We start from the raw sequence: 11895 nt of genomic DNA on the forward strand, positions 1-11895 counted from the left end.
AAAGGGGCTGGGGCCTCACGCCGCTCCCGGCACTTCGGAAAGGTCGTAGTAGACCTTGAGACCGCGCTCCACGGCTAGGCGCACATCCTCGTCGGCGCCCTTCGATGCGCCGGGCAAGCGCAGGACGGCATCGCAATGGCACAGCAGCCGGTCGGCGACCGGGTAGGCGAATTCGTCATAGAGCGGATCGCCGGCACCCCGCGAACCGACCTGACGCCCGAGTGGAAGCGCCACCCATTCGCCGATCATCGGGATGTGGCCAGCCCGAAAGAGCGGAACGGCGACGCTTTCGAGACGGCTCAGATTTTCTGCCATCTTGATCGGGTCGTCGCCCGTGCCGGAGCGATAGGGGCCGGCGATCAAGATGAGCATCGGTTTGGAAACGGCGTTCATGATATCTCCTGGTTTTGCACGAATCTGCACGAAATTAGTATATCTTCATGCGATTTCATGCAATATCATGTGATATCGCTGAACTGACGGATTTCTCGAAAGTGCTCACCAGCCAACGCAAGCGTTTGATCCTCGACCTCCTGGACAGAGACGGGCAGGTCATAGCCAAGCGTCTCAGCCATGAACTGCAGCTGTCGGAAGACACGATCAGGCGCGATCTGAGGGAACTTGCGGCGGAAGGATTGCTGTTGCGCGTGCATGGCGGCGCGATGCCGGTGTCGCCAACGGCGGTCCCGATCGCAGAGCGTCGGACCATGGCGATGCAAGCCAAGCCGGCCCTCGGCAAGGCTGGCGCCGCGATGATCGGGGACGGCATGACGGTGGTGTTCGACGGTGGCACGTCGAACCTGGAGATCATCCGGCACTTGCCGGCCGAGGTGCGCTTCACGGCCATCACCCATAGCCCGACCATCGCCGTTGCGCTGGAGGATAAGCCAAACGTCGACGTCGTCGTTATCGGCGGAAAACTCTTCCGTCACTCGATGGTGGCGGTCGGAGCTCTTGCGGCCGAAGCGATTTCACGGATTCGCGCCGATCTGTTTTTCCTTGGGGTCACGGGCGTGCATGCGACCCAGGGGCTGACCACCGGGGACATGGAGGAGGCAGCGATCAAGCGGCAGCTGATATCGTGCTCCGCCGAAACGGCGGTGCTTGCGACAAGCGACAAGCTGGGCGCCGTGTCGCCATTCCAGGTCGGCGTGCTCGGCGACCTGACGACGCTGATAGTCGAGGGAAACGTTGTCGACGAGCGCATCGCGGCCTTCGTTGACGGTGGCGTTTCGGTCCTGCGCGCCGCGTAGGGCTCGGACACGCTGGAGCGCCTCCGCCTTTCTTCGAACCGCGAAAACGCTCTGTCTCTTTGTTTTTACGCAATTCCGGACGGAAAACCGCCTCGCACTTTTCCTGGAATTGCTTTGGCTCCAAACAGAAAAGGGCGCCCGAGGGCGCCCTTTCCGTAAGCTTCTGGAAGCTGGACTTAGAAGTCCATGCCACCCATGCCGCCCATGCCGCCGCCGGGCATAGCCGGCATCGGGGAGTCCTTCTTCGGAGCCTCAGCGATCATGGCCTCGGTGGTGACCAGCAGGCCGGCGACCGAAGCGGCGTCCTGCAGGGCCGTGCGGACGACCTTGACCGGATCGACGATGCCCATGGCGATCATGTCGCCGAACTCGCCGGTCTGGGCGTTGTAGCCGAACGTGACGCTCTTGTTCTCGAGGATCTTGCCGGCGACGATCGACGCTTCAGCGCCGGCGTTGGCAGCGATCTGGCGAACCGGAGCCTGGAGGGCGCGGCGAACGATGTTGATGCCGGCTTCCTGGTCGGGGTTCTCGCCCTTGGCCTTGATGACCGAAGACGAACGCAGCAGAGCCGTGCCGCCGCCCGGGACGATGCCCTCTTCGACGGCAGCGCGGGTTGCGTTCAGGGCGTCGTCGACGCGGTCCTTCTTTTCCTTGACCTCGATCTCGGTCGCGCCGCCGACGCGGATGACGGCAACGCCGCCGGCCAGCTTGGCGAGACGCTCCTGGAGCTTCTCACGGTCGTAGTCCGAAGTGGTCTCTTCGATCTGCTGCTTGATCTGGGCGACGCGGCCCTGGATCTCGGCCTTCTTGCCGGCGCCGTCGACGATGGTGGTGTTCTCCTTGGAGATCGACACCTTCTTGGCGCGGCCGAGCATGTTGAGGCCGACGTTCTCGAGCTTGATGCCGAGGTCTTCGGAGATGACCTGGCCACCGGTCAGGATGGCGATGTCTTCCAGCATGGCCTTGCGGCGATCGCCGAAGCCCGGAGCCTTGACGGCAGCGATCTTCAGGCCGCCACGCAGCTTGTTGACGACGAGCGTGGCCAGGGCCTCGCCTTCGACGTCTTCCGAGATGATGAGCAGCGGCTTCGAGGTCTGCACGACGGCCTCGAGGACCGGCAGCATGGCCTGGAGGTTCGACAGCTTCTTCTCGTGGAGCAGGATGTAGGCGTCCTCGAGGTCAGCAACCATCTTGTCGGGGTTGGTGACGAAGTAGGGCGACAGGTAGCCGCGGTCGAACTGCATGCCTTCGACGACTTCGAGTTCGGTCTCGGCGGTCTTGGCTTCCTCGACGGTGATGACGCCTTCGTTGCCGACCTTCTGCATGGCCTCGGCGATCATCTCGCCGATCGACTTCTCGCCGTTGGCCGAAATGGTGCCGACCTGGGCGACTTCTTCCGAGGTCTTGATCTTCTTGGCCTTCTTGACGAGGTCGGTGACGACTTCGGCGACGGCCAGGTCGATGCCGCGCTTCAGGTCCATCGGGTTCATGCCGGCGGCAACAGCCTTGGCGCCCTCCTGGACGATCGCCTGGGCGAGAACGGTGGCGGTGGTGGTGCCGTCACCGGCGATGTCGTTGGTCTTCGAAGCGACTTCGCGGACCATCTGGGCGCCCATGTTCTCGAACTTGTCGGCCAGCTCGATCTCCTTGGCGACGGTGACGCCGTCCTTGGTGATGCGCGGAGCGCCGAACGACTTGTCGATCACGACGTTGCGGCCCTTCGGGCCGAGGGTCACCTTCACCGCGTCGGCGAGGATGTTGACACCGGCAAGCATGCGCTCACGGGCGTCGCGGGAGAATTTTACTTCCTTGGCAGCCATGTTTAGCTCCTGGTTGGGTTCCTTTGGCAAGGACCCGAATTTCACATTGGATGGATGCGGGTCGGCTGGATCAGCCGATGATGCCCATGATGTCGGATTCCTTCATGATCAGAAGGTCTTCGCCATTGAGCTTCACTTCGGTGCCGGACCACTTGCCGAACAGGACGCGGTCGCCGGCCTTGACGTCCAGTGGGACCAGCTTGCCGTTCTCGTCGCGAGCACCCGAGCCCACGGCGATCACTTCGCCTTCCTGCGGCTTTTCCTTGGCGGTGTCGGGGATGATGATGCCACCCTTGGTCTTCTCTTCGGATTCGACCCTGCGAACGACCACGCGGTCATGAAGCGGGCGGAACTTCGACTTTGCCATTTGAATTTCCTCGGTGAAAAGGTGAAAGAATGCCTCCGTCCGGCGCAACCGGACCCCGTTAGCACTCGCTGTTGGTGAGTGCTAGCGTGGCGGTGAGATAGTCTTTCGCCATTTGCGAGTCAAGGGAACGGCAGTCGCGCGGCGAGATGATTCTTTGGGTATTTATGCCCTGGCGGCGGCTCTTGCCGCGGCGACCGCCTTGCGGAAGTCGTCGGCCGTCATGCCACGCTTGTAGAGGGCGGTGCCGATGAGGAAGCCCGGAGTTCCCGGCAACTCAAAGGCCTTGGCCTGGGCTTCGGTGCGCGACAGGATGCCGACGAAGCTGTCCCCCCTGGTCGCGATTTCCCGCCGGGCCAGTTCCATGTCGACCCCGACTTCCTGCAGCAGCTGCGCCGTGCGCTTGAACGACAGGCGCTCGCGGTTGGTCATCAGGATGTGGAAGGCCTCGGCGTAGCGGCCCTGGCTGTTTGCGGCGAGCGTGAGAAGGGCCGCGTTGCGCGACACCTGTCCGAAGATCGGCCAGTCGCGCATGACGACGCGAATGCCCGGGTCTTCGGCCATCACCTTCATCATCTCGATGTAGCTGAGCTTGCAGTATGGGCACTGATAGTCCGTGTACTCGACGATCGTGACGTCGCCCTCGGGATTGCCGAGGACGGGTATCTCGGGATCGAAGGCGACCTCTTCCACGGAAGGCAACTGCCCGGCCATCAGGCGCGTGGGCAGAACCAGGCCGATCGCCGCCGCGCCGAGTATTGCCCGTCTGTTGATGAGTGGCGCCTGCATGCCTGGCTCCTGGGGCTGGCCCGTCTGCGAAAAGGATCGTGGAGGACGATTAACGGCATCTTAATCACGTCCACAGGGGGCAACCTGTCGCATGAGGTTCACAAATCGGTGTGTCGGAGTTCAATTGGTGCTTGAAAGGTAAGCATGCTTATAATATATGGTGCTCATGAAAACGGACGGCATCGAAAGATTGGGTTTCCTCATTCACGACGCGGCGCGCCTGATGCGGCGCTGCTTCGAGCAGCGCGGCAGCGAATATGGCCTGTCGGCGGCGCAGTGGCGCTTGCTTGTCAGGCTGGTCAAGGAGGAGGGGGTAGCGCAGGCGCGTCTCGCCGAACTCCTCGAGATCGAGCCGATCAGCGTGTCGCGTCTGCTGGACCGAATGGAGGAGGGCGGCTGGATCGAGCGCCGTCAGGCAACTGCCGATAGGCGGGTGCGCATGATCTTCCCGACCGACAAGGCGCGCGATGCCTTTGCCAAGGTCAAGGCGGTTGCCGGCGAGGTGTACGAACTCGCGCTGGCGGGCCTTTCCCAGGAGGAGCGCCTGGCAACGGTCCACGGCCTGCGCACGGTCGTCGACAACCTGACCGCCCACGCAGCCGGCGAAACGAATAGCACGAGAGAGACGAAGAAATGAACGCGGTGGCAAAAGTGAACGAGAACAGCCAGAAGACGGAACTCGAAAGCGCGGCGAGTGAGCCGCAGCCCGCTGCAGCCGCACCCGCGCGCCGCAACCGCGGCCGCTTCCTCGCCATGGCGGCGCTGCCCTTGGCGCTCGTCGCCGCCGGTGGGTACTACTGGGTGACCGGCGGCCGCTACCAGGAGACCGAGAACGCCAACCTGCGCCAGGCCAAGGTGAGCATCGCCTCGGAAGCCGCCGGGCGCATCGTCAAGGTCGGCGTGGCCGACAATGCCTCAGTCAAGGCCGGCGATATCCTCTTCGAGGTCGACCCGGAACCGTACCGGATCGCGTTCGCCCAGGCCGACGCGACCCTTGCCGCCGCACGGCTCAACGTCGAGCAGCTGCGGGCCGCCTACAGCCAGGCCACCGCGCAGGAACGCGTAGCCGCCAGCGCGCTCGACTTTGCCCAGTCGCAATTCGACCGCAGCAACGATCTCGTCCGCAAGGGGGTCAACGCCCAGTCGGCGCTCGACGAGGCGCGCATGGACCTCGACAAGGCCAAGGAGCAGCACAGCGCCGCCCTCCAGGGCATCGTCAGCGCCAAGGCGGCGCTGGGTGGCAACCCGGATATTCCGACCGAACAGCATCCGACCGTGCTGTCGGCGCAGGCGGCGCGCGACAAGGCCGCGTTCAGCCTGGCGCAAACCACGGTGCGCGCGCCGGCCGACGGCACGGTCTCGCAGGCCGCCTCCTTCAAGGTCGGCCAGTTCGTCGGCACCGGCACGCCGGTGTTCAGCCTGGTCGAGACCGGCGACACCTGGGTGGAAGCGAACTTCAAGGAAACGCAGCTCACCAACATGAAGCCCGGCCAGGAGGCCGAGATCGTGCTCGACACCTATCCCGATCGGACCTTCCGCGGCACGGTCGTAGCGATCGGCGCCGGCACCGGTGCGGAGTTCTCGCTGCTGCCGGCGCAGAACGCCACCGGCAACTGGGTCAAGGTCACGCAGCGCATTCCCGTCCGCATCAAGCTCGACGACGACGCCGCAAGGCCGGCGCTGCGTACCGGCATGAGCGCGACGGTGTCGATCGACACGGGCGTTTCGCGCGGCTTCGGTTCGATGTTCGGGCACGCCGTGGCCGCCGAATAGCGCCGATCGCCGGAACGAACGAACCCGCCTGCCGCGTCGTGCGGCTGGCGGGCCGAATACACGGGTGAGGTCGCCGCCTGGCGGCCCGCAATCTTGCCCACAGGGCCGCTTCCATGAGCCAGACAGCCGAAAAGTCCTTCACCGAGGTGCCGCATCGCGGCCTGATCACGATCGCCATCATGCTGGCGACCGTGATGCAGGTGCTCGACACCACCATCGCCAACGTCGCCTTGCCGTCGATGGTCGGCGACCTCGGCGCCTCCCAGGACACCATCAACTGGGTGCTGACCTCCTATATCGTGGCCGCGGCCATCATCACGCCGCTGACCGGCTGGTTGGCCGACCGGTTCGGGGCCAAGCAGCTCTTCCTTGCTTCGGTGGTCGGCTTCACGATCACGTCCATGCTCTGCGGCGCTGCCTGGAACCTCGAGTCTATGGTGCTGTTCCGCGTGCTGCAGGGCGTGTTCGGCGCGGCCATCGTGCCGCTCAGCCAGACCTTCCTGCTCAACATCAACCCCAGGGAACGCCACGGCCAGGCCATGGCGATGTGGGGCGCGGGCATCATGGTCGGTCCGATCATCGGCCCGACGCTGGGCGGATGGCTCACCGAGAGCTTCAACTGGCGCTGGGTGTTCTTCATCAACCTGCCGGTCGGCATCGCCGCGTTTCTCGGCCTGGCAGCCTACCTGCCGGCGGTGGCCAAACGCCTGCGCGGCTTCGACTTCTTCGGCTTCGCGATGCTGTCGCTCGGCGTCGGCGCCCTGCAGCTGATGCTCGACCGCGGCGGCGAGGTCGACTGGTTCTCCGCCGCCGAGATCTGGATCGAACTCGGCCTGTCGATCACCGGGTTCTGGATCTTCGCCGTCCACATGATGACGTCGGACAGGACATTCATCGAGCCGAAAATCTTCACCGACCGCAATTTCGTGACCGGGCTGGTCTTCATCTTCGTGATCGGCGTGATCCTGCTGGCGAGCCTCGCGCTGCTGCCGCCGATGCTGTCGCGCATCTACGGCTATCCGACCATAACCACGGGCATCGTCATGGCGCCGCGCGGCGTCGGCACGATGATCTCGATGCTCTTGGTCGGCCGCCTGATCCGGGCCGTCGACGCCCGCATCCTCGTGGTGACGGGGCTCGTCTTCACCGCGGCCTCGCTCTATTACATGACCGGTTTCACGCCGCAGATGGACAGCTTCCTGATCGTCTCGACCGGTATCCTGCAGGGTCTCGGCCTCGGCCTCGTTTTCGTGCCGCTGTCGACGGTCGCGTTCGCCACGCTCGCCCCGCAATACCGAACGGATGCAGCGAGCCTTTTCAGCCTGGTGCGCAACATCGGCTCGTCGATCGGTATCTCGATCGTCTCGGTGCTGTTGTCGCGCAATGTCCAGATCAACCACTCGGAGCTGGCCGCGAACATCACGCCGTTCAATCCCAACTTGGCCGCGCTGTCGCCGGCCGCTGCCGGCGGCAATGCCCAGGCGCTGTCGCAGATCGATGGGCTGGTCAACATCCAGGCGCTGATGATTTCCTATGTCGACGATTTCAAGCTGATGATGATCGTTACGCTGTGCGCCATGCCGCTGGCCCTTTTGCTGCGCAAGCCGAAGGCGCAGGCGAGGGGCGGCGCGCCGGCCGCGCATATGGACTGACGTCTGCAGATTAGGTCCTGAAAACAGCGAAGGCGCCCGCGGTGACGGGCGCCTTCGTCGTTTGGGGACCGGCGATCAGCTGACGATGCGCAGGTTGGACAACTCGTCGGCGATCTCCTTGAAGACCTTCATGAGGGTGTCGCCGGTGGCGTTCCAGAACAGCTTCTTGCCGGCCGTGCTGCGCGAATAGGACGCGCAGTTGGTCAGGGCCTCGATCGCCTTCTTTTCGTCCGAATATTTGTCGCTGAGATCCAGTGCCACGGTCATCACGATGACGTTGTCGGTGCCGGAACCATCTGCCTTGCGGGCATTCGGTCCCTTGGCGTTGGCGCAGACCTTCTGCATCTGCTCGTCCATGGCGGCCTGATAGTTGCCGGACGTGTAGGTGGTCTTGCTCACGGACGTGTCCTTGAAGATACGCGTGACGCCACTTGTGCCGTACTTCTGGCCGGCATAGCCGAAGGCAGCATAAGTGGACTTGTTGCCGGCGCCGTCGGAACTGCTCGGCGTGTTGCTGTAGGTGTTGGCGCCATCGGTCAGGACAATGACGACCTTGTCATTGCCTTTTTGCCCGTCGGGACGGCCCTCGCTGAAGGGGGCACCGCTCGATACGACGCGCCAGCCCCAGGCCGTCCCCTCGGGCACGTTGGTGTTGCCCGAGGGTTGCATGGCGTCGATGGCGTCTTTGATCTTCTGCTTGCCAGCGGCCTTGCTTACGTCGGCAAGAGGGGTGATCGAATTGGTCGTGCAGGAGAAATTCGGCCCATAGCCGCTACCGGCCGATGATGCCTCGTAGGGCTTGGTCCGGAAGTACTTCCGCATGTCGCGCTGACGGGACACAGCGTCGGTGTTGGCCCAGTCCGCCCACCAGTCGTTCCTGTAGCCGAAGGTGTCAGCGTTCAACTCCAAGACGTTGTCGTCATTGAGGTCGCGCCAGAGGTGCTTTGGCTCGTCCGGTGCAAACATGGGCACGAACAGGGTGGCCGGGTTGGCTGTGGTTGCAGGGGTGTCGTCATTGTTGTAGGGCGACGGGCGTGCTTCCACGCAACCTTGCCAGCTGGTGTATTGCGCGACCGTATACTGATATTCCGGCTCGTCCGTATACTTGGTGCAGGTGCCTGTCGTCGGCGATTTGCAAACGCGGCGTTTAGTATTGGGGATGGCCTCGCGGTCGGACTGTGCGACGATGTCCTGATAAAGGCTGAAGCGTGTGAGCGGCTGGTTCTCGGTAGCGCCCCAACCTTTACCGCGTTTACGCCAAATTCCGCCGGAATACTCAGCAAAGCGTTCGCCAATCTGGGCGATGTCGGCCGTGGTCATGTTGGCGCGTGTCATCGTCGACCAGTCGAAGTTCTCATGGTGGACCGGTGACAGTCCATCGGTGTCTAGCCAGGGCTTGTCATCCGTGTCGGGTGCTACGTTTACCGACGCGGCGAAGGGCACAATGCCGAACCTGACAGGCTCGGCGATCTGTTTCATCTGCGCCGCCTGGGCGGCAAGCGTGTCGACAAGCTGCTTGGAGGCAGACTTGAGCAGATCGATGCGCTGCTGTCCGGAGTCACCGCCATACTCGCTCATCGAACCCGAGTTATCGAGCACGAGAGCCACTTCCAGCGTGTTCTTGAGGCGTATCTCGGACATCGCGTCGAAGTCGAGCCGGTAGGAAGCGCTGGTCTTGCCGAGCAGGGTCGCCACGACCGGCAGGAAATAGGGATCGTATTTGAGCTTCGCCTCGAGCTTCAGGGTTCCGCCGCCGGTGGGGCTGCTCGGCAAGGTCACGATCAGCGTGGCCTTGGCCGGGTCGACCTGTTGCAAGTTGGCCCGAAAGAAGTCGAGTGCGTAGGTCTTGAGCTGATCGTCGGTGGCGCCTTCGACAAGGCGCCGCGCCGTTGCGATGCCTGCGGCGTCCAGCGCGTTGCGGGTCGCTTCGCGCTGTCGCGACATTTCCGCATAGTCGATCGCCAGGGCCAGCGCGCCCATGATCGGCACCATCGCGGCAACCGTCAGGATGGCATAGCTGCCGCGTCTGTCATTCCAGAATCTGCGGATCATCACCGGTGTCCCCAAGCTCAACCCAGGGATGATTTCACAAAAACCTTAAAATTACGGTTTGCAGGTTGAGGTGAAAATCCAGGACATGCTTGAAATTGCGTTAACCAGGAGGATCGATGAACGGGTTGCCGGCGCGACAGGTCCAAGGCAGGCCGCAACCGCCTTTTTGGCGAAAGCTGATGACAGGCAGGGCCGGTTCGGATAATTCCGGGCAGCTTGGCCAGCCGGCCAGACTCTCCCTGCGGGATCGATCGAAGGACTTGCCATGGCGGGTTTGCCGCAATCAATCGCGTCGCTGGAAGCGCTCACGGACCGCTACTCGGCCTTGCTCTGTGACGTCTGGGGCGTCATCCACAACGGCGTCAGCGCCTTTCCCGCAGCCGTAGCGGCGCTGCGCGCGGCGCGCGAGAAGGGCGTGGCGGTCGTGCTCATCACCAACGCTCCGCGTCCGCGCGACGGCGTCATCGCCCAACTCGCCAGCCTCGGCGTTCCGGACACGACCTGGGACCGCGTCGTCACCTCCGGCGACGTAACGCGCGAGCTGATCCGTACGGGCCCGCGCCGCGTCTTCCACATCGGTCCGGAGCGCGACTATTCGATCTATGACGGCCTCGACATCGACCTCGTCGAGGAGTTCGAGGCTTCGTCCGTGGTGTGCACCGGGCTGTTCGACGACGACATCGAGACTCCCGACGACTATTCCGAGATGCTGCGGCGCCTGCGCGCCCGCGACCTGCCGTTCATCTGCGCCAATCCCGACATCGTGGTCGAGCGCGGCCACCAGCTGATCTGGTGCGCCGGTGCGCTCGCCCGCGATTACGGCCAGCTCGGCGGCCGCACCCTGGTTTCAGGCAAGCCGCACCGGCCGATCTACGAGGCGGCGCTGCAGGCCGCAGGCGAGGTTCTCGGTCGCGAAATCGCCAAGTCCGAAGCGCTGGCGATCGGCGACGGCATGCTGACCGACGTCAAGGGCGCCGCCGACAACGGCATCGACGTGCTCTATGTCTCGGGCGGGATCCATGCGCGCGACTATGGCGAGCCGCACGATCCCGATCCGGCGCGGCTGGCGGCCTTCCTCGACAAGCACGGCTACGCGCCGGTCGCCACCATTCCGAGGCTTCGGTAAGGCAAGAAGATGGACCACGGCTTTGTCCGCATTTCCGGGGAGGACGCAGTTCCGGCGCGGCTGCGCGGCGGGGTCGTCGCCATCGGCAATTTCGACGGCATCCATCGCGGCCACCAGGCGGTGCTGGAGCGGGCACTGGAGGAGGCACGGCACCGCGGCGTACCGGCCCTGGTGCTGACCTTCGAGCCGCATCCGCGCAAGGTGTTCCGCCCCGATGTTCCGCTGTTCGTGTTGACGCCGCCGCACGTTAAGGCGCGCCTCATCGAGGCTCTCGGCTTCGATGCCGTCATCGAGCGGCCGTTCACGCGCGAATTCTCGGGCCTGTCGGCCGAGGAGTTCGTCACCGCCATCCTCCAGGATCAGCTCGGCATCAGCCATGCCGTGACCGGATTCGATTTCCATTTCGGCAAGAACCGGCAGGGCGGCCCGGCATTCCTGATGGCATCGGGCGAACGCCACGGCTTCGGCGTCACCCTGGTCGATCCGTTTCGCGACGAGGGTGCCGAGATCATCTCGTCGAGCCGCATCCGCGAACTCTTGTCGGAGGGCGATGCCGCCGAGGCGGCCGGGCTGCTCGGCTATCGTTTCACCGTCGAAGCCGAGGTCGTCGGCGGCGCCCGGCTGGGCCGCACGCTGGGCTTTCCCACCGCGAACATGCGCCTTTCGCCCGATTTCGCCTTGAAGGAAGGCATCTATGCCGTGCGCTTCCGCCGTGGCGACGGAACGCTCCACGACGGCGTCGCCAGCTTCGGCCGGCGTCCGACCGTGGACGACCACGGCGCGCCGCTGCTCGAGACATTCGTGTTCGACCTCTCCGGCGATCTCTATGGCGAGGTCGCCTCGGTGTCGTTCTTCGGCTACCTGCGCGGGGAGGTGAAGTTCGAAGGGCTCGACGCCCTTGTCGCCCAGATGAAGCGCGACGAGATGGAGGCGGGGGCGCTGCTCTCGGGCGTGCGCCCCCACTCCGAACTCGACCGGGCGATCGCTTTCTAGCTGTGAGCTTTCGGGAGGTTGTCCATTCGGACCGGACCGAGGAGACTGGAGTTACCACGCTTCAGCACTCACC

The 11895-nt window shown here is 64.2% G+C and carries 11 protein-coding genes; 6 read left to right on the plus strand and 5 right to left on the minus strand.

Annotated features, from left to right (window positions below; genetic code table 11):
- Positions 1-15: 15 nt before the first annotated feature.
- A complete protein-coding gene (locus tag PV773_RS19900; protein ID WP_347968031.1) occupies positions 16-372 on the minus strand; it encodes a DUF4406 domain-containing protein in 357 nt (118 codons plus the stop codon).
- A 68-nt stretch (positions 373-440) separates the two neighbouring features.
- Between PV773_RS19900 and PV773_RS19905 the strand changes: the two genes are divergently transcribed.
- Complete coding sequence (locus PV773_RS19905; RefSeq protein WP_347968020.1) at positions 441-1253, plus strand: DeoR/GlpR family DNA-binding transcription regulator; 813 nt, start codon at positions 441-443, stop codon at positions 1251-1253.
- Between the two features lie 176 nt (positions 1254-1429).
- Here the strand turns inward: PV773_RS19905 and groL are convergent, their stop codons facing one another.
- The 3 genes from groL to PV773_RS19920 form a co-directional block, all read right to left on the minus strand.
- Positions 1430-3073: a chaperonin GroEL gene (gene groL / locus PV773_RS19910; RefSeq protein ID WP_347968021.1), complete on the minus strand. Its 1644-nt coding sequence runs from the start codon at positions 3071-3073 to the stop codon at positions 1430-1432.
- A gap of 70 nt (positions 3074-3143) precedes the next feature.
- Positions 3144-3440 carry a co-chaperone GroES gene (groES, locus tag PV773_RS19915; RefSeq protein WP_347968022.1) on the minus strand — a complete coding sequence of 99 codons (297 nt, stop codon included), beginning with the start codon at positions 3438-3440 and terminating at the stop codon, positions 3144-3146.
- A gap of 162 nt (positions 3441-3602) precedes the next feature.
- A complete protein-coding gene (locus tag PV773_RS19920) occupies positions 3603-4226 on the minus strand; it encodes a DsbA family protein (protein WP_347968023.1) in 624 nt (207 codons plus the stop codon).
- A gap of 166 nt (positions 4227-4392) precedes the next feature.
- Here PV773_RS19920 and PV773_RS19925 point away from each other — a divergent pair, with 166 nt between their 5' ends.
- From PV773_RS19925 to PV773_RS19935, 3 genes are all read left to right on the plus strand, one after another.
- On the plus strand, positions 4393-4863 hold the full coding sequence (locus tag PV773_RS19925; protein ID WP_347968032.1) for a MarR family transcriptional regulator: 471 nt from the start codon (positions 4393-4395) through the stop codon (positions 4861-4863).
- Complete coding sequence (locus tag PV773_RS19930) at positions 4860-5999, plus strand: HlyD family secretion protein (RefSeq protein ID WP_347968024.1); 1140 nt, start codon at positions 4860-4862, stop codon at positions 5997-5999. Before PV773_RS19925 ends, PV773_RS19930 begins: the two co-directional genes overlap by 4 nt.
- 113 nt (positions 6000-6112) lie before the next feature.
- Positions 6113-7651 (plus strand): DHA2 family efflux MFS transporter permease subunit, encoded by a 1539-nt coding sequence (locus PV773_RS19935; protein WP_347968025.1) that lies wholly within the window; start codon positions 6113-6115, stop codon positions 7649-7651.
- 75 nt (positions 7652-7726) lie between these two features.
- Here the strand turns inward: PV773_RS19935 and PV773_RS19940 are convergent, their stop codons facing one another.
- Complete coding sequence (locus PV773_RS19940) at positions 7727-9703, minus strand: pilus assembly protein TadG-related protein (protein ID WP_347968026.1); 1977 nt, start codon at positions 9701-9703, stop codon at positions 7727-7729.
- A 265-nt stretch (positions 9704-9968) separates the two neighbouring features.
- Here PV773_RS19940 and PV773_RS19945 point away from each other — a divergent pair, with 265 nt between their 5' ends.
- On the plus strand, positions 9969-10829 hold the full coding sequence (locus tag PV773_RS19945; protein ID WP_347968027.1) for a TIGR01459 family HAD-type hydrolase: 861 nt from the start codon (positions 9969-9971) through the stop codon (positions 10827-10829).
- 9 nt (positions 10830-10838) lie between these two features.
- Entirely contained in the window at positions 10839-11822 is a 984-nt protein-coding gene (locus PV773_RS19950; RefSeq protein ID WP_347968028.1) for a bifunctional riboflavin kinase/FAD synthetase, read from the plus strand.
- Positions 11823-11895 lie beyond the last annotated feature (73 nt).

The sequence above is a fragment of the Mesorhizobium sp. CC13 genome, from assembly GCF_039907765.1.
Taxonomy (GTDB): domain Bacteria; phylum Pseudomonadota; class Alphaproteobacteria; order Rhizobiales; family Rhizobiaceae; genus Aminobacter.